This window comes from Streptomyces sp. ME19-01-6, assembly GCF_033793745.1.
Lineage (GTDB): Bacteria > Actinomycetota > Actinomycetes > Streptomycetales > Streptomycetaceae > Streptomyces.
Map to the genome: position 1 here is coordinate 52399 of NZ_JARAXF010000044.1, position 24544 is coordinate 76942.

At 67.8% G+C, this 24544-nt stretch carries 22 protein-coding genes and 4 pseudogenes; 8 read left to right on the forward strand and 18 right to left on the reverse strand.

The genetic code is table 11. The features are described from left to right. Positions 1-5 precede the first annotated feature (5 nt). The 8 genes and pseudogenes from PV419_RS48180 to PV419_RS48205 form a co-directional block, all read right to left on the reverse strand. Positions 6-1649: an ABC transporter substrate-binding protein gene (locus PV419_RS48180; protein ID WP_319700068.1), complete on the reverse strand. Its 1644-nt coding sequence runs from the start codon at positions 1647-1649 to the stop codon at positions 6-8. Beyond that, positions 1649-3091, reverse strand: a complete 1443-nt coding sequence (locus PV419_RS48185; RefSeq protein ID WP_319700070.1) for an LLM class flavin-dependent oxidoreductase — start codon at positions 3089-3091, stop codon at positions 1649-1651. Before PV419_RS48185 ends, PV419_RS48180 begins: the two co-directional genes overlap by 1 nt. Beyond that, complete coding sequence (locus tag PV419_RS48190) at positions 3088-3375, reverse strand: hypothetical protein (RefSeq protein ID WP_319700072.1); 288 nt, start codon at positions 3373-3375, stop codon at positions 3088-3090. Before PV419_RS48190 ends, PV419_RS48185 begins: the two co-directional genes overlap by 4 nt. 107 nt (positions 3376-3482) lie before the next feature. Next, positions 3483-4037 carry an NADPH-dependent FMN reductase gene (gene ssuE / locus PV419_RS48195; RefSeq protein WP_319700074.1) on the reverse strand — a complete coding sequence of 185 codons (555 nt, stop codon included), beginning with the start codon at positions 4035-4037 and terminating at the stop codon, positions 3483-3485. Between the two features lie 225 nt (positions 4038-4262). Further along, entirely contained in the window at positions 4263-4352 is a 90-nt protein-coding gene (locus tag PV419_RS53615; protein WP_415925538.1) for a putative leader peptide, read from the reverse strand. Between the two features lie 566 nt (positions 4353-4918). Continuing rightward, positions 4919-5125, reverse strand: a pseudogene (locus tag PV419_RS48200) (transposase); the annotation flags it as partial. A gap of 181 nt (positions 5126-5306) precedes the next feature. Then, positions 5307-5547 (reverse strand): annotated as a pseudogene (locus PV419_RS53620) (ABC transporter permease); the annotation flags it as partial. A 184-nt stretch (positions 5548-5731) separates the two neighbouring features. Next, positions 5732-6487 (reverse strand): DeoR/GlpR family DNA-binding transcription regulator, encoded by a 756-nt coding sequence (locus PV419_RS48205; protein WP_319700076.1) that lies wholly within the window; start codon positions 6485-6487, stop codon positions 5732-5734. 251 nt (positions 6488-6738) lie between these two features. On the opposite strand from PV419_RS48205, the gene PV419_RS48210 reads away from it, so the two are divergent. The 6 genes and pseudogenes from PV419_RS48210 (at position 6739) to PV419_RS48235 (ending at position 13258) form a co-directional block, all read left to right on the forward strand. After that, positions 6739-7806, forward strand: coding sequence for a 2-keto-3-deoxygluconate permease (locus PV419_RS48210; protein ID WP_319700078.1), 1068 nt, complete (start codon positions 6739-6741; stop codon positions 7804-7806). Positions 7807-7850: 44 nt separating this feature from the next. Further along, on the forward strand, positions 7851-9116 hold the full coding sequence (locus PV419_RS48215; RefSeq protein WP_319700080.1) for a RuBisCO large subunit C-terminal-like domain-containing protein: 1266 nt from the start codon (positions 7851-7853) through the stop codon (positions 9114-9116). 1 nt (position 9117) lies between these two features. Then, complete coding sequence (locus PV419_RS48220) at positions 9118-10422, forward strand: four-carbon acid sugar kinase family protein (protein ID WP_319700081.1); 1305 nt, start codon at positions 9118-9120, stop codon at positions 10420-10422. Between the two features lie 63 nt (positions 10423-10485). Further along, a complete protein-coding gene (locus PV419_RS48225; RefSeq protein WP_319700082.1) occupies positions 10486-11529 on the forward strand; it encodes a zinc-dependent alcohol dehydrogenase in 1044 nt (347 codons plus the stop codon). A gap of 71 nt (positions 11530-11600) precedes the next feature. Then, positions 11601-11750, forward strand: coding sequence for a hypothetical protein (locus PV419_RS48230; protein WP_415925539.1), 150 nt, complete (start codon positions 11601-11603; stop codon positions 11748-11750). Between the two features lie 179 nt (positions 11751-11929). After that, positions 11930-13258: pseudogene (locus PV419_RS48235) on the forward strand (IS110 family transposase). A gap of 28 nt (positions 13259-13286) precedes the next feature. On the opposite strand, the gene PV419_RS48240 reads toward PV419_RS48235, so the two are convergent. The 3 genes and pseudogenes from PV419_RS48240 to PV419_RS48250 form a co-directional block, all read right to left on the reverse strand. Beyond that, positions 13287-13670: a hypothetical protein gene (locus tag PV419_RS48240; protein ID WP_319700086.1), complete on the reverse strand. Its 384-nt coding sequence runs from the start codon at positions 13668-13670 to the stop codon at positions 13287-13289. An 88-nt stretch (positions 13671-13758) separates the two neighbouring features. Next, positions 13759-14251, reverse strand: a pseudogene (locus PV419_RS48245) (helix-turn-helix domain-containing protein); the annotation flags it as partial. A 91-nt stretch (positions 14252-14342) separates the two neighbouring features. Next, positions 14343-14891 carry an N-acetyltransferase gene (locus PV419_RS48250; RefSeq protein WP_319700087.1) on the reverse strand — a complete coding sequence of 183 codons (549 nt, stop codon included), beginning with the start codon at positions 14889-14891 and terminating at the stop codon, positions 14343-14345. A 65-nt stretch (positions 14892-14956) separates the two neighbouring features. On the opposite strand from PV419_RS48250, the gene PV419_RS48255 reads away from it, so the two are divergent. Continuing rightward, entirely contained in the window at positions 14957-15625 is a 669-nt protein-coding gene (locus PV419_RS48255) for a carbohydrate ABC transporter permease (RefSeq protein WP_319700089.1), read from the forward strand. Between the two features lie 155 nt (positions 15626-15780). Here PV419_RS48255 and PV419_RS48260 read toward each other — a convergent pair whose 3' ends face one another. From PV419_RS48260 to PV419_RS48275, 4 genes are all read right to left on the reverse strand, one after another. Beyond that, positions 15781-16548: an SDR family NAD(P)-dependent oxidoreductase gene (locus PV419_RS48260; RefSeq protein ID WP_319700091.1), complete on the reverse strand. Its 768-nt coding sequence runs from the start codon at positions 16546-16548 to the stop codon at positions 15781-15783. 54 nt (positions 16549-16602) lie between these two features. After that, positions 16603-17553 (reverse strand): transketolase family protein, encoded by a 951-nt coding sequence (locus tag PV419_RS48265; protein WP_319700093.1) that lies wholly within the window; start codon positions 17551-17553, stop codon positions 16603-16605. A gap of 83 nt (positions 17554-17636) precedes the next feature. After that, positions 17637-18578, reverse strand: a complete 942-nt coding sequence (locus tag PV419_RS48270; protein WP_319700095.1) for a transketolase — start codon at positions 18576-18578, stop codon at positions 17637-17639. 20 nt (positions 18579-18598) lie between these two features. Next, positions 18599-19951 carry an MFS transporter gene (locus PV419_RS48275; protein WP_319700097.1) on the reverse strand — a complete coding sequence of 451 codons (1353 nt, stop codon included), beginning with the start codon at positions 19949-19951 and terminating at the stop codon, positions 18599-18601. Between the two features lie 233 nt (positions 19952-20184). On the opposite strand from PV419_RS48275, the gene PV419_RS48280 reads away from it, so the two are divergent. After that, positions 20185-20898 (forward strand): GntR family transcriptional regulator, encoded by a 714-nt coding sequence (locus PV419_RS48280; protein WP_319700099.1) that lies wholly within the window; start codon positions 20185-20187, stop codon positions 20896-20898. Positions 20899-21313: 415 nt separating this feature from the next. Here the strand turns inward: PV419_RS48280 and PV419_RS48285 are convergent, their stop codons facing one another. Genes PV419_RS48285 through PV419_RS48295 form a run of 3 tightly spaced genes read right to left on the reverse strand, consistent with a single transcriptional unit; the run spans position 21314 to position 23893 of the window. Further along, a complete protein-coding gene (locus PV419_RS48285; RefSeq protein WP_319700101.1) occupies positions 21314-22480 on the reverse strand; it encodes a thiolase family protein in 1167 nt (388 codons plus the stop codon). A gap of 1 nt (position 22481) precedes the next feature. Then, a complete protein-coding gene (locus PV419_RS48290) occupies positions 22482-23153 on the reverse strand; it encodes a 3-oxoacid CoA-transferase subunit B (RefSeq protein WP_319700103.1) in 672 nt (223 codons plus the stop codon). Next, a complete protein-coding gene (locus tag PV419_RS48295; RefSeq protein ID WP_319700105.1) occupies positions 23150-23893 on the reverse strand; it encodes a 3-oxoacid CoA-transferase subunit A in 744 nt (247 codons plus the stop codon). Before PV419_RS48295 ends, PV419_RS48290 begins: the two co-directional genes overlap by 4 nt. Between the last annotated feature and the right edge of the window lie 651 nt (positions 23894-24544).

Genomic DNA, 24544 nt, shown 5'->3' on the forward strand with positions numbered 1-24544 from the left:
TCGAATCACTGCTTGCTGGTGAAGTACGCGTCGGAGAAGACCGGCTCGCCCTGGCTCTTCTCGACCCAGAAGTCGTGGAGCTTGTCCGAGACGGCGATCAGCGTGTTCTGGGTGTAGAGGCCGATGCCGGCGGCGTCGTCGTTGATGATCTTCTGGGCCTGCTTGTACTCGTTGAACCCGGCAGTGGTGTCGGTGTTCGTGTTGGCCTTGTCGATCAGCTTTGTGAGCGTCGAGTTGTTGTAGAACGACTGGTTGTTGCCGTTCGGGTTGTCCTTGGTGGACTCACGCCAGACGATCCAGAGGATCGCCGGGCTGGGGCTGGTCCAGTACGACGGCTGGGCGTCGTAGCCGTCCGGGCCGCTGTACTTGCCGCCCCACGCTTCGGCCTGGGTGGCCGGGACGAGGGTGACGTCGAAACCGTTCTGCTTCCACTGCTCCTGCAGCGCCTGCAGGACGGTCGCGCCCTCGCTGGTGAATATGTAGCCCGCGCCGTAGACGAGCTGGATGCTCAGCTTCTTGCCCTCCTTGGCGTAGATCCCGTCGGAACCCTTGGTCCAGCCGGCCTGCTTCAGCAGTTGGGCGGACTTGTCGGGGTCGTAGGAGTACGGGTCGGTGCCGAGGTAGCCGGGAGTCGACTGCGAGACCGCGGGGTTGGGCTCGTAGGGGATCACGCCGTGGAAGCCCGCCTCGACCGCCGACTTGCGGTCGGCGGCGTGGGCGAAGGCCTGACGGACGAGCTTGTCCTTGAACGGCCCCTTCTCGGTGTTGAGGTAGAACGAGACCGGGTGGCCCGGGGTGATGTAACGGATCGTGTTCTTGAACTTGGACTGGGCGTCCTTCCAGTTCACCGTCGGGACCTCGTAGATCACGTCGGACTGGCCGGTGGTGAGCGAGGCGTAGCGCGAGGTGCCGTCGGCGACGAACTTCCAGTCGATCTTGTCGACGTACGCCGGGCCGTGGTGCTTCGCGGTCGCGGGCCACGAAGTGTAGTCGGGGTTCTTCTTGAAGACGACGTTCTGGCCCTTGTTCCACTTCTCGACCGTGAAGGCGCCGGAGCCGATCGGCTGCTCGCAGTTCTGCTCCTTCGTCCGGGTCTTGAGCGCGTGCTCGGACTGGATGCCGAAGTAGCCCTGTGTGATCATGCGGAGGAACTCGGGGTAGGGCTTGTTGAGGTGAATGGCGACGTGGGTGTCGTCGATCGCCTCGGCCTTCTTGTAGTACGGATCGATCGACACCTTGGCGGTGCCGTTGAGGTCAGTGTTCTCGAACTGCTCGAAGTTGTAGGCGACGGCCTTGGCGTCGACCGGGGTGCCGTCGGTGAACTTCACGCCCTCCTTGAGGGCGAAGGTGTAGGTCAGGCCGTCGGTCGAGGTCTTCCACGAGGTGGCGAGCCACGGCTTGATGCTGCCGCCCTCGTCCTCGGTCACGAGCGCGTCGAGGACCTGGCGGGAGATGTAGGCCTGCTGGATCCAGCCGCCGAAGATGCAGGGCGGCTCCTGGACGTGCGCGTAGGTGAGGGTGCCGCCCTGGACGGGCTTGCCGTCGGTGCTGCCGGCCGACGAGCCGCTGCCGCAGCCTGCCAGCAAGAGGCTCGCGAGCAGGACGCCGGAGGTGGCGACGGCGAGACGGGGTCTGGTGAAGTAGGACATCAGCCGGCTTTCTCTTCAATGTGGTGGGGCGTGGGGTCGGGGTCCGAGATGCCCTCGGGGGGCGGGAGGTTCTTGCCGCCGCGGTAGCGGGTGGCGTGGTGGTTGGGAGGAAGTCGGTCGCCGCGGCCGAAGACTCGGTCGCGGAGCGACTCGGACTCGTCGTACGAGGTGCGCAGCCGGCCCCGGGCCTGTAGGACGGGCACGACGAGTTCGATGAAGTCCTTCGCCGTGTCGAAGGTGTGGTACTGGAGCAGGTTGATGCCGTCGAGATCGAGGTCGTCGAGCCAGTGCTCGATCGCGTCGGCCGCCTGCTCGGGAGTGCCGACGACCCAGAGCGGGTGGCTGGAGATGTCGCCGAAGCCGGCGAGGAACTCCCCGACGGTTCCGTCGGACGTGAGCTGCCGCCAGTGGCCGGCACTGCCGTTCTCGACGGCGACGTCGGCGACGTCGGCGAGCCGGGTCTCGGGCGGGAACGCGGTCGGGTCCCACGGGAGTCCGCTGTGGGCGAGGTAGCCCTCGGGGTCGGAGAGCTCCTGGAAGCGAGCGGCCTTGGCGCGCGCCTCCTCCTCGGTCGGCGCGACGATGACGCCTGCCGTGGTGATCACCTTGAGGTCGTCGCGGGTCCGGCCGGCGTCGACGGCGGCCTGCTTGAGGTCGGCGACCAACTGCTTGACGGCATCGGGGGTGTTGCCGCCGGTGAAGACGACCTCGGAGTGCTTGCCGGCGAAGGCGATGCCGTCGGCCGACCGGGTCGCGGTGAAGAGCACCGGAGTGCGCTGGCGGCTCGGGCTGGGCAGGTGGGGGCCCTCGACCTGGAAGTGCTTGCCGACGTGGTCGATCGGGCGGATCTTCGCCGGATCCGCGAAGACGTTGTGCTCGCGGTCGGCGATGATCGCGTCGTCGTCCCAGCTGCCCTCCCAGAGCTTGTAGAGCACGTCGAGGTACTCGTCGGCGATCTCGAACCGGATGCTGTGCTCGACCTCGTCCGGCAGCCCGTGGTTGCGGGCGGCGTTGGGCAGGTAGGACGTGACGATGTTCCAGCCGACACGCCCCTTGGTGAGGTGGTCGAGCGTGCTCGCCCGGCGGGCCCAGGCGAACGGCGGCTCGTACGTCGTGGAGAAGGTGATCCCGAAACCGAGGTGCTTCGTCACGGCGGCCATGGCCGGTACGACGAGCGCCGGGTCGTTGTTGGGGATCTGCAGACCCTGCTTGACGGCGGTCGCCGCCGAGCCGCGGAAGGTGTCGTAGGTGCCGACGACGTCGGCGAGGAAGACGGCGTCGAAGCCGCCCTTCTCCAGCAGCTGGGCCAACTCGGTCCAGTACTCGATGTCGTTGAACCGCTCGCGGTTGTTGTCCGGCAGCCGCCACAGGCCGTGGGTGATATGGCTGACGCAGTTCATCTCGAACAGGTTGAGGATGAGTCGCTTCTTCCGTGTGCTCACGCGAGGGCCCCCTGCTCGGTCCTCGGGCCAACTGCCTTGCTGAGGGCGCCGCGGCAGCGGGCGGCCTCGTGGCGGGCGGGCAGCCGGTCGCCCTGGGCGGAGAGGTCTTCGCGAGAGCCGGGCATCTCGTGGCTGATGAAGTTGATGAGGCTGATGCCGTCGGGGCCGGCGGAGGGCCGCTCGGCGATCTGCGCGGCTGTGCCGACGAGCCGGTTGTCGGGCGCCCCGAAGTGGGTGGTATCGCGGAGCGCGCACCGGGTGCCATACGCGATAGGGCTTGGCATGCACATTGCAGTAGCGGTGAAGCGTGACGGCCGAACAGGTGACTGGATGCGGGGCATGGAGTCCTTCAGAAGGCGCTAGGGGGTGGTTCGGAGCCCGGCCCGAAGGATCAGGCCGCGGCGAGGGCGTGGTGGCGGGTGGCGAGCGCGGCCGAGAAGGCGTCGGTGACCCGGTGGACCTCGCGGGCGGTGTCCTCCTGGACGGTGACCGCGCCGCCCGGGTCGACCGCGATGTGCTTGTCGACCACGAACCAGCCGGGCAGCACATGGTCGGCGCCCATGGCGGTGAGCACCGGCCGCAGTGCGTAGTCCACGGCCAGGACATGCGCCGGGCTGCCGCCTGTGGCCAGCGGGAGCACCGCCTTGCCGGCGAGGGCGTACTGGGGCAGCAGGTCCATGAGGGACTTGAGCAGACCGGAGTAGGCGGCCTTGTAGACGGGCGTTCCTATCACCACGCCGTCGGCCTGCTCGAACAGCCGGGCCGCGCCCTGGATCGCGGGGTGTCCGGGGTCGGCCCCCAGCAGCGCCTCTGCGGGCAGTGCGCGCACGTCGAGCGGGATCACACGGTGTCCCTGCTCGGCCAGGCGTACGTCGAGGTGGCGCAGCAGGCGACCGGTGCGGGAGGTTGCTGACGGGCTTCCCGAGACGGAGAGCACGGTGGACATGAGGACTCCTTCGCAGAGGGCAGGATGGCAGCAGCTCGCACCGGAACGCCGGGCATGGGCTGCCGTCCCGCTCCGACCGAGGTGGTGGAAACGGGCAGGTGATGGCTGCGTGGGGGAGAAGAGAAAAGAGACGCCGGAGCGGCGGCAGATCAGGAAGGACGCAGCCCGGCTGCGGGCAGCTGAAACCTGAGGGTCACTGCGGGAAGGCGCGAGAAGAGAGCTCGCTCAGCAGGCGGCGCGAGGCAAACAGAGGCCGCTGGACACACGCACGAGGTCGACATGGCGTCGCCGCGTGAGGTCCTGGAGCTGATTCATGCGCTGAATTTAAGCAGATGATGTGGCAATTGGTCGAGGGTAACCCGTGCCAAGGATCAGTGATGCCTTGATAGGGATCCCCTTTCATTCCGACTGAACGGCTCGAATACCTCCGGACGGTGGCGCGGCTCGGGTCGCTGCGCCGGGCCCCCGAGGAGTCGCCCATCAGCTGGCCGGGGCACGAGCAGGACGGTGCTCGAGATGGAGCGCGAGCCGGTGTGGGGAGCTCCTGGATCGGCGTCGTTCCGGGACGTGGGCCGGCGATGCCGGGCGGGGGGCCGGGCGGGAGTCGCTGCCGCCACTGCCGCATCAACGACCCCGTCGACGCAAGGGTCCACGGCGACCGTCGCCGATCCGCACCACGCAGACCAGGCAGACCAGGCACCTGCCGGACCGGGCGATCTGAAGCTCCGTCAATCTCGCTGACCAGATGGTCGGCAACTCCCGAGGAGGAACTCCCGTACCCGTGGAAGTTTGTGAGTTTTCGTCATGCACAGGGTGAAGCGTCCGGCGCCGTCCTCGGGCGAGCCCGCGCACCGCCGGGAAAGGACGGTTCAAGGGAAACCCGACATCCTTCCGTCCTTGGGGAACGACACGTCATCGACCGCCCAGGCGTCCGGGCCGATCTGCGGCACCATCCGCTCGGCGATCCGCCGACACACCGGCACCGGATCCCATGTGGACTGGTTCACGAACTGCTGCAGGTTCTGCTCGTTGCCGTCCGGCAGCCGCGAGGCCATGGCCTGGATCGACTTGCGGCGACCGTCCATCATCTAAACGGTTCACGTCATGTTGGTCCACACATTCACCGTGCCGCTGAACACGACCGACAGAAAGACCTAACGGAGTCCTACTCGTAGGACTCCGTTAGGAGGCAGGAGTCGTAAACAAACGTGAGCGCCTGGACGCGGCCGTGTGCCGATCTTGGTCAGTGTGGCTCACTTGTGAGGCTACCGCGATGGCGCCGGCGGAATGACGCGGCAGTACGCCCAGGGCCACACCGAACACGGTCACCATACCGAGGCAGGCACCGGCGCCTGCCAGGCTGCGCAGCACGCCGTCGTCGCTGAGGGAGAGCGCGATCTTCACATCGTCCTGGCCGGGGTGCCCAGCTGGAACCCAGCCAGGGAACCGGCAGTCGGCGCGGGACCGGGGCGGGAGTGAGGCGGATCATGCCGGTGCTGTACTCACCCGCATGCAATGCCGCCGGCGCGAGAGTTCCGGCGCGACTTGATCGAGCTGTGGGATCTAGGCAGCCGCCCTTCGCGGGTACACGTGACCTGCTGTTTTGTTCCGTCTCACGGCGGCCGTCGCGGTTCCTGCCTCAGCGGTGGACGAGGGGTGGCCGGAATCTGTGTGCGCCGCCGTCGGTTCGAGCGCTACCGAGCGACCACGACCTTCGCGAACGCGGGTCGCAGCTCAGTGGGAGGCAGCTGGTCGGTGACCAGGACATCGACGATCGACAGGTCGCCGAGGGCCATCGCCTTCTTGCGGTCGAACTTGGTGTGGTCTGCGGCGACCACGACCCGGTCCGCGAGGTCGACAAGTGTGCGGCGTACCTCGACTTCGGCGGGGTCGAAGTAGGTGATCCCGCGGTCGATGGACAGTCCTCCGCAGCCGAGGATCATCAGGTCCAGATGGATTTGAGGCCGTTCCTGTGCGGCCGTTGAAGCGACCAGGCTCAGTTCGGGTGTCATGAGCCCGCCCAGGACGAGAACCCGGCTCTTCGTGTCGCGCAGTTCGAACGCTGCGTGGAGCGAGTTGGTGATCACGGTCAGATCGTCCCGGACGGCGAGTTCTGCGGCGACAGCGGTGCAGGTGGTGCCTGTGTCGATACCCACTGAGGCACCTGGTTTGACCAGGTCCGCCACGGCCCGCGCGATTTTCGACTTCTCGGGCATCATCGTCGAGGACCTGGATCCGTAGGCGGGTGCCCGGCGTGGCACGGCGCCGCCATGGACACGGTCCAACAGCCCTGCTTGATCGAGCTCGGTCAGGTCGCGGCGGATCGTCATACCGGACACGCCGAAGCGCTCGGCGAGTGTGTTGACGTCGACCTGCCGGGATTCCTGCAGGGCACTGAGGATGGCTCGCTGCCGGGAGTTGCGCACTGGTTCCATCTCGTCTTGAGCCACGCTCATCACGCTATCCGGCCTCCTGCCCTGGACTTCAACCAGGGGTGACCCATGCTGCCACCCCCCTTCGTAGCGGTGTTCATATGAACACTACGGCGACTGCTCCGGCCTGTCGCGACGCCCGCTCACGCGGGTGGGCTCGACTCGATACGGATGGTAGCGGTGGCGAGAACCCATTGACCTGCCCGCTCCCTGTGGCTACGGTCCGAGTCACCCAATGTTCATTCGAACATCGCCGTTCGGAGGTCCCCATGGCTGTGCCCATCAAAGCCGGCATTGAGAAGGTGCCTGGCGGGCTGATGCTCGTCCCCATGCTCGTCGGAGCCGTGGTGCACACGGCGGCGCCGGGCTCCGGGGAGTTCTTCGGCTCCTTCACCGGAGCCCTGTACACGGGCCTGCCCGCGATCCTGGCCGTCTTCTATGTGTGTTTGGGCGCGACCCTGGACGTGAAGGCGACGCCCTACATCGCGAAGAAGGGTGGTGTGCTGCTGGGGACCAAGGTCCTGTTCGCGTTGGTCGTCGGTATCGTCGTGGGGAGGTTCCTCGGCGAATCGCCGGTCAGCGGTGGAGTCTTCGCGGGATTGTCGACGCTGGCGGTCGTGGCGGCGCTGAACGACACCAACGGCGGCCTCTACATGTCGCTGATGGCCCAGTTCGGACGCAAGCGTGACGTCGGGGCCTACAGCGTCATGAGCCTGGAGTCCGGTCCCTTCCTCACCATGGTCACGCTCGGCGTCGCCGGTCTGTCCGCCTTCCCCTGGCAGACCCTGGCGGGAGCGATTCTGCCCCTGGTGCTCGGGATGCTCCTGGGTAATCTCGATCCCGAGATGAGGCGCTTCCTGGCCCCCGCCGTGCTGGCCCTCGTGCCGTTCCTCGGGCTGTCACTGGGACTCACGCTCAACCTGACCGCCGTCTGGGAGGCCGGCCTGCTGGGGATCGGGCTGGGGCTGTTCGTGGTGCTGGTCGGCGGGGCAGCGCTGCTGCTGGCCGACAAGGCGAGCGGTGGCGACGGCATTGCGGGCCTGGCAGCGGCGACCACCGCCGGCAACGCGGCAGTGGTCCCCTCGATCGTGGCGGCTGCCAATCCCGTCTACGCGCCGGCCGCCCAGTACGCGACCGTGCTCGTCGCTTCGTCGGTTGTGGTGACGTCGATCCTCTGTCCGCTGATCACCGTCTTCTGGGCACGCCGGATCCTGAAGCAGCCCTCTGCCGCCGACGGGATCGGCGATCCGACAGCCGACGGCGACGGGCCGTCCTCCGCCCCGCATCACGTGTCCAGCGCGAACAGGGAAGCTGCCGCACAGCACGACGGCACCTGAGACGAACGGCCCTCGGATCAGAGTCGTCGAGAAACGGAGAGCACATGCGTGACCAGCGGGTCGTGCGCTGCACCTACTACCTGGAATCGGAGATCGATCCGGAACAGGCTGCCGCGGCCATGGCCGGGGAGCAGTCCAGCGGCACCTTCGTCGCTGTGCCCGGCGAGTCCCCCCGTATTCGCGAAAGGCATGCGGCACAGGTCGTCAGCGTGCGGGATCTGGGAGTGCGCAGCCCGTCGCTGCCGTCGCGCTCCCGCCCCGAGACGGTACGGGCCGCCTTTGTGGTGGTCGAGTTCCCGATGGAGAACATCGGGACCGACCTGGCGACCCTGCAGACCACGATCGCAGGCAACCTCTTCGAGTTGGGGGAGCTGTTCGCCTGCCGCCTGCAGGACATCGAGCTGCCGGAGGAGTTCGTTGCCGCTCACCCGGGCCCCGCGTTCGGCATCCCCGGCACCCGCAGACTGATGGGAGGGGCCGAGGGCGTCATGATCGGCACCATCATCAAACCGAACGTCGGTCTGGACGAGAGCGAGTTCCGCCTGGTCGTACGGGAGTTGGCCAGGGCGTCGGTCGACCTGATCAAGGACGACGAGCTGATGACCGATCCGGCGTACCTACCGCTGGAGCGCCGGATCGCCGTGGCCACCGAAGAGATCCGGGAAGCCGAGCAGATCACCGGCCACCCGGTCATGTACGCCTTCAACATCACGGGGGACCTCGCCGGGCTCCGCCAGCGCCACGACACGGTGGTCGAGGCGGGCGGCCGATGCGTGATGCTCAACGTTCCCGTCATGGGACTGCCCGCACTGGCCTGGCTGCGGGAGTTCTCCGAAGTCCCCGTACACGGACACCGCGCCGGTCTGGCCGCGTCGATGCGCTCGCCGGCGCTGGGGATGTCGTACCGGGTGTGGCAGCAGCTGGCCCGCCTGGCGGGAGCCGACCATCTGCACGTCAGCGGTCTCGGCAGCAAGTTCTACGAGACCGACGAGGAGGTCGCGGCCCACGTGCGCAGCCTGCTCGAGCCCCTGGGCAAGACCCTGGGCCCGGTACCGACCCTGTCGTCCGGCCAGAACGTCGCCACCCCGGCCCCGACCTTCACCGCGGTCGGCTCGACCGACCTTCTGATGCTCGCGGGCGGAGGCGTGGCCGCGCATCCCGACGGACCTGCCGCCGGCGTGCGCAGCCTCCGGGCCGCCTGGGCAGCTGCCGTCGACGGTGTCTCCCTGGATGTGGCAGCACACGTGGCGGCGGAGGCAGGTGATCCGGCGCTGCTGCATGCTGGGCGCACGTTCGGGGGCGTGGCCTGATATGACGTACGTCAGTTTCGTGGCCGACGACCTGACCGGTGCCAGCGACGTCCTCGCACAGGCCCACCGGCACGGTCTCGACGCCGTGCTCGTCATCGGGGACGGCAGCCGGCCGCTCCCCACCGACTGCGATGTCGTAGGGATCGCCGGACCGTCGCGTTCGCTCGGCGGGACCGCCTTCGACGAGCTGGTCCGCGCACAGCTGGAACAGATCGCCACGGCCGATGCACAAGTGCTGATCTACAAGGTCTGTTCCACCTTCGACAGCGCCCCCGCACGCGGCAGCATCGGCCGAGGCATCGAGCTGCTGCACGAGCGCTTCCCCCACCACGGCCCGGTCGCGATCGCACCGGCACAGCCGGGATTCGGCCGGTTCACTGCCTTCAGTAACCACTTCGCCGGCTACTCCGGCGGCGTGTACCGCCTCGACCGGCATCCCGTCATGGCGCAGCATCCGTCGACTCCGATGCACGAGGCCGACCTGCGGCAGGTGATCGCCGAGCAACTGTGTACTGGCGAGGTCCCCGGAGCCATCCACCTCCCCGCCTACGCCGATGGTTCCTTCGGCGAGCAGTGGATGAGGCTCCGACGCTCCAGCCGGGCCGCCTTCGTCGTGGATGCTGTCGAGGACCGCCACCTCGACACCCTCGCGCTGGCACTACGGGAGGACAACACGCGACAGAATCCGGCGATCGTGGTCGGCTCCGGCGGAGTCATGGCCGCCCTCGCACGCACCGCCACCGAGCGGTCCCCCGTAGCCGACGGCGCCCAGCCCGCCTCCGGGCCAGTGCTGGCCGTCAGCGCGTCGGTCTCCAGCACAACAGCCGCACAGATCGCCGACGCCGTCACGCACGGCTGGGCCGAGCTGGCAGTGCCCACGCAATTGCTCAACGGACAGGATCCGTCCCTGCTGAACGATCTGGAGAAGCGCTCGGCCGCCTGGCTTACAGCCGGACGGAACGTCATCGTGCACACCACGCGCGGAATCCAGGACCCGCGCTACGCCGCGGCCGGCCCCCTCGACGCCTTCCATGTGGGTGAAATCCTGGGCTCCCTGGCCAAAAACATGGCCGTCAAGGGACTCACCCGGGACATCGCCGTGCTCGGCGGCGACACCTCCAGCCACGCACTGCTGTCCATGGGAGTGAGCGAGCTGCGCGTCGCCACCCAGTTCGTCACGGCCGCCCCCGTCTGCCGCACCGACAGCGAAGCGGCAGTGGCCGGCTGCCGACTGCTGCTCAAGGGCGGGCAAGTCGGTCCGGTCGATGTCCTCGAACGCTTCGCGCAGCCACATCCCTCGACCTGACCCCCGGCCGTCCAGACCACCAGCCCAACCCGCCATCTACGAGAGACCAAGGAGTACGAACTCATGAGGGCAGTCGTCAAAGCAGCCGCGGGCAAGGGTGTCGAGTACGTCGCCGATGCGCCCGAGCCGAAGGCAGGCGACGGTGCGGTCGTCGTAGAGATCGCGGCGGCCTCTCTGTGCGGCACCGACCGCGAATGCTACGAGTGGTCACCGGCGGCCCAGGCGTTCAACCTGGGACTCCCCGTCGTACTCGGTCACGAAGCGGCGGGCACCATCGTCGAGGTAGGCGCTGGGGTGGAGAACCTGCGCGTCGGTGACCGCGTCGCTCTGGAGAGCCACCTGCCGTGCGGCCACTGCTTCGCCTGCCGGACCGGGGACGCCCACACCTGCGAGCGCACGCAGATCCTGGGCATGCACTTCGACGGGGTCTTCGCCGAACGCGTCGCCGTGCCCCACCGCATCTGTGTCCCCCTTCCCGACGGCGTGCCTCTGGAGACCGGCGCACTGCTGGAGTCGGCCGGCGTCGCGGTACACGCCATTCAGCGAGCCGGGTACTCGGTAGCAGGCCGCGGCGTTCTGGTCAGCGGCGCCGGGCCGGTGGGCATGGTCGTCGCGCGACTGGCATCGCTCATGGGCGCCGCCTACGTGATCGTGATCGAGCCGAATCCGTTCCGCCGCGCCGAAGCCGAACGGCTCGGAGTGATCACGATGGAGCCCGGAGACTGGGTCACCGAGCGCAGCCGCGAACTGAGTGGCCACCGCGGCGGGGCAGACGTGGCCTTTGAATGCTCGGGGGCGGCCTCCGCACTTCCGACCCTGTTCGACGCCGTGCGTCGAGAAGGAACTGTCGTGACCGTGGGACACCCGGGTCGGCCGGTGCCGATCGACGTCGCTGCCCAGATCAACAAGCGAGGCATCACGCTGCGCGGGATCTTCGGCCGCCGCCTGTGGGAAACCTGGGAGCAGACGCTGCTCCTGCTGAACTCCGGACGCCTGGACCTGGACTGGCTGATCACGCACCGACTGCAACTGAGCCAGGTCGACGAGGCGATGGAGCTCCTTACCGGGGATGCCTGCAAGGTGCTTCTGGTTCCGGGGCTGGGCTGACGCTGCGCACCGTTCATGACCGGCCGAAGCTCTCGTGTGATGCGCCGCAATTTGACATCGCCGACGGTAACGTGATCGGTGAACTCCACCGCCGCCACCGCACCATCGAGTTCGCGAAGTTCCTGGTCACCATAGACAAGGCCGTGCCGCGCGAGCTCGACGTGCACCTGGTGTGCGACAACTGTGAGGATCATGGGGTGCCGCAGGGGGCCGGAGCCTGACCCGTGCGACAACTGGCCGCAGCTGCCTTGGTGTAGAACTGTCGGCTCCGGCCCCTGCGGTGCGTACTGGCACCGGCCCGGTGAACGTGTCCCTAGGGGCTTTGCCGCACAAAGCACCGTCACAGTTCTGACCGCCCACCGGACCGGTGTCCGCCACCGGACCCTGTCCAAGCAGCCTCGTGACCGTCACCAGCATGCCCCAGCCGACGCTGCCCGCGCAGCCAGTCCCGGACCCGGCCGAGGAGGTGGTCCTGGGGGTAGACACCCACAAGGACGTCCACGTCGCCGCTGTCAGAACCACTCTGGGCGCCTCGCTCGCCCATCAGGAGTTCCCGACCACCGCTGCGGGATATCGTCAACTACTCGTCTGGGCAAGGTCGTTCGGCGTCGTGCAGCGGGCCGGTGTCGAATGCACGGGATCCTGCGGAACCGCGCTGACCCGATACCTGCGTAGGGAAAGCGTCGATGTCGTCGAAATCAACCAGCCCGACCGTGCCACCCGGCGCAAGCGCGGCAAGACGGATGCCGTCGACGCGGACGCAGCCGCTCGCGCGGTGCTGTCCGGACGCGCCACCACCGTGCCGAAGACCGCGGACGGCCCCGCAGCAGACATGCGGATCCTGCGGCTCGCCAAGGAATCAGCCGTCAAGGCCCGTACCCAGGCGCTGAACCAGCTCAAGGCCGTCCTGCTGGCTATCGACCCCGACCTGCGTGAATTGCTCGCAGGCCTGAGCAATCCTGCGCTGGTCGCCACCTGTGCGGCCCTTGACGTCGATGACCGTGGCGAGGCCGTCTTCACGATGCGCCTGCTCGCCCGCAGAGTCCAGCATCTGTCCGACGAGGTCAAAGAGCTCACCCGACGCACCACCAGGGCTGTCCGCTCCTGCCGGCCCCAGATGCTGGATCTGGTCGGCGTCGGGCCCGACAGCGCCGCCGTCCTGCTTATCGCCGCAGGTGACAACCCTGACCGCATCACCGATGAGGCATCCTTCGCAGCCCTGTGCGGCGTCAGCCCGGTCGAGCAGTCCTCCGGCAAGACCCACCGACGGCGACTGAACCGCGGAGGCAACCGCCAAGCGAATGCTGCCCTCTACCGCATCGTGATGACCCGCATACGCTGGGACGAACGCACGCAGAAGTATCTGCAGCGACGCACCGCCGAGGGCATGTCCAAGCGCGAGATCATCCGCTGCCTCAAGCGGTACGTCGCCCGCGAGCTCTACCGCCACATTAGAGGCTTCTGTTCCCCGCACCTGACCACCAAACGCTGCCGCCGCGTCGCCGACTGGGCCGAGGCCAACAACGTCGAGATCGCCTCCGACCAACAGTTCATGGCTCAACGCATCGAGGCCCAGTTCACCGCCTTGCGCTACTTCGCCCTCGATGGCACCGACCACCCCACCCACAGGGCCCAGGGCAGCATGATCCGCCGCTACATCATCTGGCGGAACAAGAACGCCGCCGACAAGCACCTCAAAGCCCTCGTGAGTAGGGCCAACGCAGCCTGACCTGCAACAACAGCGGCAACAGGCGACGTCACCACAGGTGAAGGAAGCTCCGGACATCGTCAAAGCCGTCGAGGGCCCGACCGTCCACATCCGACGGGTCCGCCTCGGCCCGCGCCGCCAGCGACTCTGCCAGGGCACGGCCCTCATCGCTGAGATGCCCAAAGCGTCGAGCGGTATGGCCCAGGCACAGCCCAGCCAGCCCGAGCAGCGGACTACCCGACACAGCCCGCGTCCCGACCTGCACGCACCAGTGCTCGACGAACCCCGCGTCGTCGTCGTTCAACGCGGAGCCAACCAGGACTCCCGCCGCCTCGCCCTCTGCTGAGCGGTCACGCAGAGCCTGCTCCAACGTCTCGACCACCACCCCGTGGGGCAGCGCGGGAGGGTTCTCGAAGCTCAGATGAGAATGCATCCCGCGAGACTACGCGGACCGCATCCAACGGCTAGCCGCCGCGGACCCGTCCGGCAGGACGGGGCGAACGTTGCTTGATGCGTCACCAGGCCTCGTATTCGGGGTCGCGGGAGGTCTTCCAGGTCTTTATGCGTTGAAAGGAGACGCCTTCCTCGCGGAGCAGGACCCGAAGGCCCTCGTGGCTGATGTCATCGACCACCCCCTCGGCGATCAGAAAGTCGGCCAGCTTGGCCAGGCTCCAGGTCGAAAACGGCAGGCCGTGCTCGGCCGGCTCGGACTTGGCGATCTTCTTGATGTCGCGACGCTCGGGCAGGGTGAACGTTCTGGGCCGACCGCCGTCGTACTTCGGGTAGAGCGCCTCGAAACCGTCGGCATTGAAGTTGTGGATCACATCCCCGCACGCGGTCCGCGCTGGTGAACGTGACCTCGGCGATCTTCGCCACCGGCATGCCCTGCGCAGACAGCAGCACCATCTGCGCCCGCCGCCAGGTCACCACCGACCCAGTACCCCTGCGGATGATCCGCGGCAAACGCCTGCCCTCGTCGTCCTCGATCTCGCGGACGCGTACTCGTTCTGCCACCCGCACGGCCTGGCGACACCGCGCCGCTTGCACCAGAACCAGCATCCAAACGGCGCGTCATGTCACCACAGGGGTATCGGCGCTCGCGTCACTATGCGTTGGGGTCACGCAGGCCGACTGCGTCATGCCGCCAGAACGGCTCTGCATAGACCAGCGTCCCCGTCATCCACGGCTCGCACTCCGGGAACCTGATGACCTGGAAAGCACCGTCCGGGATACGCAGGGATGGCTTTCGGAAGCCCAGGCCACCACCGGGCACGAAGCCGAATCGCGAGTAATAGCCTGGATCACCCTCCAGGAAGACGAGAGGAACAGCCCTCTCGGCGAGGACCTCCAGTCCGTGTCGGACCAAAGCCGAGCCGATACCCCGCTTATGAAGCTTGGGCATCACTGCCAGCGGACTGAGGACTTGCACGTCAACCAGCCGGCGAGGGGCATCGAGGAGACTGCGGGTGAACATGACATGCCCGACGACCTGCCCGTCGTGCTCGGCGACCAGCGAGAGACCGTCCTCGGGTGTGATGGTGTCCCGCAGGGTGTCGACCAGGTCGGCCACGACAAGGCCATGGTCACCGAACGCCTGCAGGTGAACATCCCGCACGGCCTGTCTGTCACTCGGAAGTTCTTCGCGAAGATCCATGCCCCGGAGGGTAAAGGCCCCTCCGGGCGGCTTGCACACGATTTTGGAGCCGGAAGGACCGGCCAGTGACCGTCACTACCATAGCGGTCGTCGGCCAGCTGATCGTGTCCTCGCTCGCGTCGCACGCCATCGCGCGCAACTGGAACCGCAGCCTGTTCAAGTGGTCCTACTTCTACCTGCTGGCCGCGATGTTCATCCCGTTCCCGGTCGTGGCGCTGCCCCAGGTGAGGCTGACGTCCCTGGTAGGCCTGGACAACCCGTTCGGCGTCGCCGTGCTGCACATCCTGTTCTCGATGTCGTTCAACGTCGCTCTCTACACCGCGTTCCTGCGCTCGATCCCGCACGAGCTGGAGGAGAGCGCGCGCATGGACGGCTGCACCATATGGCAGGTGTTCCGGAAGCTGATCCTCCCTCTGCTGGCCCCGATGAACGCGACCGTCGGCATCTTCGCCTTCCTCTCGTCGTGGAACGACTTCATGATGCCGTCGCTGATCATCAGTGACCCCTCGCTCCAGACCATCCCGGTCGTGCAGAACATCTTCCAGCTCAAGTTCGCCTCGAACTACAACGTCGCCTTCGCCTCCTACGTGATGGCCATGGCGCCGACTCTCATCGCCTATCCGGGAGCAACCCGACGCTCGTGTTGCGGGTGTCAGCCGGCCGGCTTGTGTGTCCGTTCGGAGGTGTGCGGGCCGGTGGTCGGACCAGCCGGCGACCGTCGAACGGCAGGGTGATGACAGACCGGGTGTCCAACGGAGTTCCCGCACTTCAGCGATCTTGGTCGACGCTGTTCCGACAGGGACTCCGTTGCTTGTAGCAGCCGCCCTTGACACTCCCACTCAGCCACAAACCTCACGGCCTTGCCGCTGGCGCAGCGTGAGAGGCCCCCTCAGTGGAGGTGGGATCCGCCGTTGACGTCGTAGGTGACTCCGGTGAGGTAGCCGGATTCGGGGCGGGCCAGGAAGGCGATGACGTCGGCCACGTCGTCGACGCTGCCGATGCGGCGGACCGGGACGTCCGCGATCATGGCGGCCTTGCGGTCCTCGTGCAGCTTGCCCTGGGTGATGTCGGTGTCGATCAGGCCCGGGGCCACGGAGTTGACGGTGACGCCGGAGGGGCCGAGTTCGCGGGCGAGCGCCTTGGCGAAGCCCAGGAGGGCGGCCTTGGCGGCCGAGTAGGCCACTCCACCGAACACCCCGCCCCCCCGCTCGGCCGACACTGAGGAGAGGAAGACGATGCGGCCGAAGCCGCGCTCGGCCATGCCCGCGGCCACCCGGTGGGTGACCAGGTAACTGCCACGCACGTTGACCTCGAAGATCTTGTCCCACTCGGTGGGCGTGACGTCGAGGAAGGGGGTCGGAGACGTGATTCCTGCGTTGTTCACGAGGGCGCCGATCGCCGGGAGTGCCGCCTCGGTCTGCGCGATCGCGGCGTCGACCGCGCCTGCGTCGGTGACATCAGCAGCGAGGCCCAGGGCTTCGACGCCGTGCCGGGCGGCGACTTCACGGGCGGTGTCCTCCGCGGCCTCCTTGTCCACGTCGAGGACGGCGATGTGGTAGCCGGCGGCGGCCAGGGCGTGCGCGGTGGCGCGTCCGATGCCGCGACGGGAGCCCGCACCGGTGATGACGGCGGTCCGGGGGGTGTGCTCGGTGGACATGCGGTTCTCCTGAGGAGGGGACAAGGGGGCGAGTGTGGATGTCATGAGCGAAAATCAGAGTCCGCGGCGGACGCGTTCCTTGATCGCCGCGACGGAGAGGCCGTAGCGGTCGTGGAGAGTGGGCAGCGCGCCCGCGGCGAGGAACTCGTCCGGCAGCCCGATCGGGATGATGCGTGCGGTCTGCTGGGCGAAGGCCAGGCAGGAAGCCACGGACTCGGCGAGACCTCCGACGACGCTGTGGTTCTCGAGGGTCACCACGAGGCGTCCCTCGGCGGCCTCCCGCAGCACCGTCTCGCGGTCGAACGGCTTGATCGTCGGCACGTGGAGCACGGCGACGTCCACGTGGTCGTCCTCGAGTTCCCTGGCCGCCGTCAGGGCACGTACCGTCATCAGGCCGGTGGAGATGAACAGGACGTCGCGGCCACCGCGCAGCTGCGCCGCCTTTCCTAGTTCGAAGCGGTAGTCGTACTCGTCCAGGACCGTGGGTACGGCCCCGCGCAGGAGTCGCGTGTAGGTGGGGCCGGGGTGGGCGGCCAGTGCCGGCACGGCCTGTTCGATGTCCACGGAGTCCGCGGGGTCCACGATCGTCAGGCCGGGCATGCCGCGCAGGATGGCCAGGTCCTCGGTTGCCTGATGGCTGGGACCGTAGCCGGTGGTCAGGCCGGGCAGGGCACCGACGACGTTGACGTTGAGCTGCGGCTCGGCGATGTCAAGGCACAGGAAGTCGTAGGCGCGCCGGGTGGCGAAGACCGAGTAGGTGGAGGCGAACGGGGTCAGACCCACCTCGGCCAGCCCCGCAGCCGCGCCCAGCATCACCTGTTCCGCCATGCCCATCTGGAAGAAGCGGTCGGGGTGAGCCTCGCGGAAGACGTGCATGTCGGTGTACTTGGCCAGGTCCGCGGAGAGGCCGACCACGTCGGGGCGTTCGGCGGCGAGCCGGGCCAGTGCATGCCCGAAGGGGGCTTTGGTAGTGCGCTGGCCCTCCTCGGCGATCGAGGCGATCATCGCGGATGTGGTGAGTTTGCGCTTCGGAGCCGAGGTCCGCTCAGAGGACTCCTGAGCCGGTGCAGAGGTATTCATCGAACGAGTCACTCTCCCCGGGCGGTTGTGGGCTCGAAGCCGGAACGCTCCCGATGACGCTGCCTCAGCTGGTCGCGGGCGAGCTGCCATTCATGTTCCTCGACGCGCATGAAGTGCGCCTTCTCCCGCGTCTCCAGCATCGGTACGCCGCACCCGATCCTGGTGTCGCAGATGAGCACGGCGGGTGATCCACGGTGGTCGCGAAGGCTGTCGAAGGCCGCGACGAGCGCCTCGACGTCATTGCCGTCCACGCGGACCGCGTGCCAGCCGAACGCCTCCCACTTGGCCGTGACCGGCTCGGTGCGCAGCACGCCCTTGGTCGGGCCGTCCGCCTGCAGGGCGTTGACGTCGACGATGGCGGTGACGTTGTCCAGACCGTGGTGAGCGCAGGCGAGCGCCGCCTCCCAGGTGGAACCCTCGTCCAGTTCGCCGTCGGAGAGCAGGTTGTACACGTGGGCGTCGCTGCCCTGGTGGCGCAGGCCGAGTGCCATGCCGGTGGCGACGCCCAGGCCGTGTCCCAGGGAGCCGCCGGAGATCTCCATGCCGGGGGTGTAGGTGGCCATGCCGGACATGGGCAGGCGCGAGTCGTCGCTTCCGTAGGTGGCGAGTTCGGCGACGTCCAGCACGCCGGCCTCGGCGAGCGCCGCGTACAGGGCGATGGCGTAGTGGCCGATCGACAGCAGGAACCTGTCGCGCTGCGGCCAGTCCGGGTCGTCCGGACGGTGGTTGAGGACGTCCTGGTAGACGACGGACAGGATGTCGGCCACGCCCAGCGCCTGCCCGATGTAGCCCTGGCCCTGGGTCTCCCCCATGTCCAGGGCGTGCATACGGATGCGGTGGGCGGAGTCCCTGAGGGCGCCGACGCGCTGGGCGTACGACGCCTGCGTTCCGTCCGGCGGAGCATCCCCGGGGGTCGCGCCGTTCGGCGCCGAAAGGGATTTGGTGGACATCACGTTGATCCTCGTCTCTGTCAGTGGGCAGCGGGGAGAACGGGTGCGGTGGAGGCGGTCAGAGCCCGATCGGCTTCCCGGCGTTCGGCGACGCCCCACGTCTCGCGCGTCAACAACGTCGCCACGAGGCCCAACACGCCGTAGCCGGTGAAGAGAAGCGCAGGTCCGGTCCATCCGGTGGCGGAGTAGAGCGCGGTGGCGATCATGGGAGTGAACCCGGAAACCACGGCGGACAGTTGGTAGGCCAGGGACGTTCCGGCGGTGCGGGTCTGGGTGGCGAACAGCTCGCAGAACCAGGCCCCTTGGACGCCGGCCAGCGAGTTCTGGCAGACGGCGTAGCTGATCACGAACGCGACCAGGACGAGTGCCGCGGTTTCGGTGTTGACGAACAGGAAGAGCGGGACGCCCCAGAGGACGCTGATCGTGCAGCCCAGCAGGTAGACCGGGCGGCGGCCGATGCGGTCGGACAGCCGGCCCCACAGCGTGGTGGCGGCGATGCCGAGTGCCGCGGCCGTCACCAGGGAAGTGAGGGTGGTGGTGCTGGAGACGTCGGGGGCCTCGCCGTCGTCCAGGTAGGACAGGACGAAGGTGACCGAGACGGCGTACCCCGCGGTCTCAGTGATGCGCAGGCAGAAGGCCCGCAGCACGTTGCGCCAGTCCTCGCGGATCACCGCGAGCAGCGGGTTCTTGACGACTTCGCCGGATTCCTTGAGCGCCTCGAACTGCGGCGATTCGTCGATTTTGAGCCGGATGAAGATGCCCACGGCGATGAGAACGGCACTGAGCAGGAACGGCACGCGCCAGGCCCAGGTGTCGTCCAAGGTGTGCCGACTGAACAGGAAGGCGAGGTTGGCGAGCAGCAGACCGACCGGGAAGCCGGCCTGTGTAATGCCCGTGTACAGGCCACGCCGTCGCCACGGGGCGTGCTCGAAGGTCATCAGGATGGCACCGCCCCACTCGGCGCCGAAGGCGAGGCCCTGGATCACACGGACGACCACCAGCAGGATCGGCGCCCAGACCCCCACCATCTGGTAGGTGGGCAGACAGCCGATCAGCACGGTCGCGATGCCCATCAGCAGCAGGGATCCGACCAGTACCGGCTTACGACCGATGCGGTCCCCGAGGTGGCCGGCGACGATACCGCCCAGAGGCCGGGCGGCGAAGCCGATCCCCAGCGTCGCGAAGGACAGCAGCGTGGCCGACAGTGGGTCGGAGTCGGGGAAGAACACGTCGCCGAAATAGAGGGCCGCGGCGGTTCCGAAGCCGATGAAATCGTATGTCTCGATGGTCGCGCCGACGCCGCAGCCGACGGCGACCCGAAGCCGCTCGGGCGACCCGTCCGCCGCCTGTTGCGGCACCTTGAACTCAGCCATGCCGATCCTCCTTGATCGTAGGCGGGTCAGCCGCCCCGGGCCGCCGCTGTTGGCTGCTTACTGTTAACAGTCGAGAGTCGATGCTGAGCACAGGAAGGGATGCTGTCAAGCCATGTGACGGAGATCGAGCGAACTACCCGAGTAGACCTGCCCGGCCTGGAGCGGCAACCGGGCGGCGAGTGAGCCGGCGACTGTCAACAGATGACATTGGATCCGGGCTACTATGATCGCTCGTGGAGTTGAAGGAGGGTTCGACCGTGTCCGGTCAGGCACTTTCCAGTCTTACGCGCTCGACTACCCTCCGGGAGCGCGCGCTCGTGGCGCTGCGCACGGCGATCACCACCGGGCAGTACCGCCCCGGCGACCACCTGGGAGAAGTGGAGATCGCGGAGCACCTGTCGGTGAGCCGCGGCACGGTGCGGGAAGCCCTGCGCCACCTCCAGCAGGAGGGGCTCGTCACCGCCGGCGCGCGCGGCATGCTGCGCGTCTCCCAGCTGACCCCGACCGAGGTACGGGAACTCTTCCAGGTCAGGGAAGCGCTGGAGGGACTCGCGCTGGCGCAGATCATCGCGTCACCGCGCAGACAGGACTCGGCCGAAGCCCTGCGCAAGGCACTGGAAAAGCTCCAGGACGCCTTCACGTCGGGAGCGGACCTGGCTGCGAAGGTCGAGGCCGATCTCGGCTTCCACCTGCTGTTGTGCGAGCTCTCCGGCAATTCGGTACTCGTGAAGACCTGGCGTCAGCTAGAGGGTCCGATGCGCGTGGTGATCATGAGCGCGGCAGGTGAACGCCGCGATGTTGCGATGTCCGCGACATCCCACACACCCATCGCCGATGCGATCGCACGCGGAGATGCGGCTGCCGCGCAGGAGATCCTGCACGCGCACATGACCTCGGCCATCCAGCAGCTCGGCATCGACCGAGAGGGCGCCCGAGAGACCGCCTGACCCTCATTTCCGGGGAGGCGTGTACGACTGGCCTGAAGGGGTGTCTTTATTGCCGTACTGCGGTTGACCTGGGGCTTTGCGTTCGCGCAAGTATGGGCCTGATCAGTGACCCTGGGCCTGCAACTGCTCTACCTGATCTTCTGCCGACTACTGGGCTGCTTCCTTACGCTGGGCCGATCGTGCCGTGCTCTCCGCTCTCACCCGGCACCTGCCACCCGCCTTCCGCCGCCATCCACTGGTCACACCGGGCACCCTGCTGGCCTGGCACCGCCGTCTGGTGCGCTGGAAATGGCGCCGAACCCCCACCGGACCCGGCCGGCCACCGCTGACGGAGGAGATTGCAGTGCTCATCCAGCGTCTGGCGCGAGAGAACCCCACCTGGGGATACGTCAGAATCCAAGATCCGCCTCGTCGTTCATCTCTCGAGCACGACGGCGAGGCCCTGGCCGACACCGATGCAGATGGCCGCGACGGCGATGCCGCTGCCCCGGCGTGCGAGTTCGTGGGCCGCGTGACCGATGATGCGTCCCCCGGACGCTCCGAGCGGGTGGCCCATCGCGATCGCCCCTCCATGCACGTTCACCTTCTGCGGGTCGAGGTCGCTCCACAGCCGCAGACATGCCAGCGACTGCGCTGCGAAGGCTTCGTTCAGCTCGACCAGGTCGACGTCGGCCCATGTGCGCCCGGCACGGGCGAGTGCGCGGTTGGCCGCCTCGACCGGAGCGACTCCGAAGATGTCGGGGTCGTTGCCGAAGGCCGCGCGGCCGGCGATGCGGGCGAGAGGTTCGCTGTCGAGCACACCCTCGCGTGCGACGAGCACGGCGGAGGCGCCGTCATTGATGGGCGACGAGTTCCCGGCGGTCACCGTGCCGTCGGCGGCGAACGCCGGGCGCAAACCGGCGAGCACCTCGACGGTGGAGCCGTCGCGGATGCCTTCGTCGCGGGCGAGGTGGTGGCCGTCGACCTGGACTATCTCGCGGTCGAAGATGCCGTCCGCCCAGGCTCGGGCGGCCAGGCGATGGCTGCGCGCCGCGAACGCGTCCTGCTCCTCACGTGAGATCCGGTGGATTCCGGCAAGCTTCTCGGCACTCTCGCCGTTGGAGATCGTCCATTCCTTCGGCAGGCGAGGGTTGACCATGCGCCATCCGATCGACGTGTTCCACATCGTCTGGTTGCCTGCGGGAAAGGGCCTGGTGCTCTTCTCGACGACGTGCGGCGCGCGGCTCATCGATTCCACGCCGCCCGCGAGCACGATGTCGGCGTCTCCTGCCTCGATGGCGCGCGACGCCTGGATGACGGCCTCGACCGAGGACCCGCACAGACGGTTGACCGTGACCCCCGGGACCGAGGTGGGGAATCCGGCGAGTAGGGCGCCGAAACGGGCGACGTCGCGGTTGTCCTCGCCCGCCTGGTTCGCATCGCCGAAGATCACGTCGTCGATGCGAGCGGGATCAAGACCCGTGCGCTCGACGGTCGCGCGCATGACGATCGCGGCGAGATCGTCGGGGCGCACGTCGGCGAGGGCCTTGCCGTACCGTCCGAAGGGGGTGCGAACGGCGTCGTACACGAAGCTCGCGGGCATATCAGTTACCTCTCAGGGATGCCGCAGCGTCGGTGACGTCGGCGAGGTTGAGGCCGGTCAGGGCGGCCAGGGAATCCACCGTGTTGTCGCCGAACGTCTCGCGCACGCGCAGTCCGTCGGGCGTGACATCGAACACCGCGTGATCGGTGTAGATGCGGGTCACGCAGCGGATTCCGGTCAGCGGGTAGGTGCAGGCGGCGACGAGTTTCGGCGTGCCCTGCTTGGTGAGCAGGTCGGTCATCACGTAGACCGACTTCGCGCCGATCGCGAGATCCATCGCCCCGCCAACGGCCGGGATCGCGCCGGGCTCGCCGGTCGACCAGTTCGCGAGGTCTCCGGTTTCTGACACTTGGAACGCGCCGAGCACACACACGTCCAGGTGTCCGCCGCGCATCATCGCGAACGAGTCGGCGTGGTGGAAGTACGCCGAGCCCTTCAGAGCGGTGACTGGCTGCTTGCCGGCGTTGATCAGGTCGGGGTCGACGGCGCCTGGCTTGGGTGCAGGACCCATGCCGAGCATCCCGTTCTCGGTGTGCAGGACGACCTCGATGTCGTCCGGCAGGTAGTCGGCCACAAGGGTGGGAGCACCGATACCGAGATTCACGACCGATCCCTCGGGGATGTCGGCCGCAATACGACGAGCGAGGTCGGTGCGGCTGATGCGCGTGCTCATTGGCTCTCCTCCTGTGCCAGCGGGCTTCCCTCGATGTCGACGCCGCCAACGAACACGCCATCGTCGAGCCAGCGGCGCTCGCCCACCGCGACGACGTGGTCGATGAAGATGCCGGGCGTCACAACGGTCTCGGGGTCGATGTCCCCGAGCGGCACGATCTGGTCGACCTGGACGATTGTCGTGGCCGCCGCGGCCGCCATGATCGGGCCGAAATTGCGGGCGGTCTCGCGGTAGACAAGGTTGCCCCAGCGGTCGGCCCGCAGGGCGCTGATCAAGGCGACGTCAGCTCGGATCGGGTACTCGAGCACATAGTCGCGGCCGTCGATCGTGCGCACCTCTTTACCCTCGGCGAGCTGCGTGCCGACGCCTGTCGGCGAGAAGAACGCGCCGATACCCGCCCCCGCGGCACGGATGCGTTCGGCGAGATTCCCCTGCGGCACGAGCTCCAGCTCGATCTCTCCCGCGCGGTAGAGACCGTCGAACACCCACGAGTCGCTCTGCCTCGGGAACGAGCAGATGATCTTCCGTACCCTTCGCGCCGCAAGAAGCGCAGCAAGCCCCACGTCGCCGTTGCCTGCGTTGTTGTTGACGACGGTCAGGTCGCGTGCGCCATGGGAGATGAGTGCGTCGATCAGCTCCACCGGCTGGCCCGCGCGGCCAAATCCACCAATCATCACGGTGGCGCCGTCGCGGATCCCTGAGACGGCGGCCGCGGTGTCCTCGACGGTCTTGTCGATCATTATTCCTCCACGCGTTCAGGCATCGCGCGACCTCTCAAGCGATTTCAATGGCCGGCCCGCGTGGTGACAGTGCACGACAATCGACACCACCCGACGCAGGCATAGCCCCTATACCTATGTCATACCACACCATGGACGCCCCGGGCAGGCTCGACGAGCGTGGAAGTGCAGCACCCCTCGGCCAGCCGCCAGACAGACATTGGTGAGCGCCGCGCGGGCGATCGAGCACGGGCGGGGCAGGGGTACCCATTGGCTGGGATGGGTCGCGCGGTCGCCGCGCGGAAGTGGGGCCGTACTTCGACGTTGACGCGCTCTGGCCGGCCTCGGAGGCGCCACGGCGCAGCGGCAGCATGTCGGCGCCGGCCCGACCGGCTCACTCCATGCGGGTTCCAGACCTGCCTTGCGAACGAACCCCGCACCCGCGGGGTGCGACAAGCGATGCTGCGATCGATTCGCGCCCATGCCCGCATCGGGTGGGGCAGTACAAGCCGGCCATCGAGGGCGGGCGCACTCGCCGTGCATCGAACGCACGGCATCGCCGTTAGGGTCTTGTCGGCGGCGATCCCGTTCTCCTCGCCAACGCAGACAGGAGCTAATATACTATGCCTATGTCTGAACTCGCGAGCGAACGTTACACCGACCGCATCGCTA

Coding starts and splice junctions, on each gene's coding strand:
- PV419_RS48180 (WP_319700068.1), bottom strand. CDS start 1,649: ATGTCCTACTTCACCAGACCCCGTCTCGCCGTCGCCACCTCCGGCGTC.
- PV419_RS48190 (WP_319700072.1), bottom strand. CDS start 3,375: ATGCCAAGCCCTATCGCGTATGGCACCCGGTGCGCGCTCCGCGATACC.
- ssuE (WP_319700074.1), bottom strand. CDS start 4,037: ATGTCCACCGTGCTCTCCGTCTCGGGAAGCCCGTCAGCAACCTCCCGC.
- PV419_RS53615 (WP_415925538.1), bottom strand. CDS start 4,352: ATGAATCAGCTCCAGGACCTCACGCGGCGACGCCATGTCGACCTCGTG.
- PV419_RS48210 (WP_319700078.1), top strand. CDS start 6,739: ATGGCTGTGCCCATCAAAGCCGGCATTGAGAAGGTGCCTGGCGGGCTG.
- PV419_RS48215 (WP_319700080.1), top strand. CDS start 7,851: ATGCGTGACCAGCGGGTCGTGCGCTGCACCTACTACCTGGAATCGGAG.
- PV419_RS48220 (WP_319700081.1), top strand. CDS start 9,118: ATGACGTACGTCAGTTTCGTGGCCGACGACCTGACCGGTGCCAGCGAC.
- PV419_RS48225 (WP_319700082.1), top strand. CDS start 10,486: ATGAGGGCAGTCGTCAAAGCAGCCGCGGGCAAGGGTGTCGAGTACGTC.
- PV419_RS48240 (WP_319700086.1), bottom strand. CDS start 13,670: ATGCATTCTCATCTGAGCTTCGAGAACCCTCCCGCGCTGCCCCACGGG.
- PV419_RS48250 (WP_319700087.1), bottom strand. CDS start 14,891: ATGGATCTTCGCGAAGAACTTCCGAGTGACAGACAGGCCGTGCGGGAT.
- PV419_RS48260 (WP_319700091.1), bottom strand. CDS start 16,548: ATGTCCACCGAGCACACCCCCCGGACCGCCGTCATCACCGGTGCGGGC.
- PV419_RS48265 (WP_319700093.1), bottom strand. CDS start 17,553: ATGATCGCCTCGATCGCCGAGGAGGGCCAGCGCACTACCAAAGCCCCC.
- PV419_RS48270 (WP_319700095.1), bottom strand. CDS start 18,578: ATGTCCACCAAATCCCTTTCGGCGCCGAACGGCGCGACCCCCGGGGAT.
- PV419_RS48275 (WP_319700097.1), bottom strand. CDS start 19,951: ATGGCTGAGTTCAAGGTGCCGCAACAGGCGGCGGACGGGTCGCCCGAG.
- PV419_RS48285 (WP_319700101.1), bottom strand. CDS start 22,480: ATGCCCGCGAGCTTCGTGTACGACGCCGTTCGCACCCCCTTCGGACGG.
- PV419_RS48290 (WP_319700103.1), bottom strand. CDS start 23,153: ATGAGCACGCGCATCAGCCGCACCGACCTCGCTCGTCGTATTGCGGCC.
- PV419_RS48295 (WP_319700105.1), bottom strand. CDS start 23,893: ATGATCGACAAGACCGTCGAGGACACCGCGGCCGCCGTCTCAGGGATC.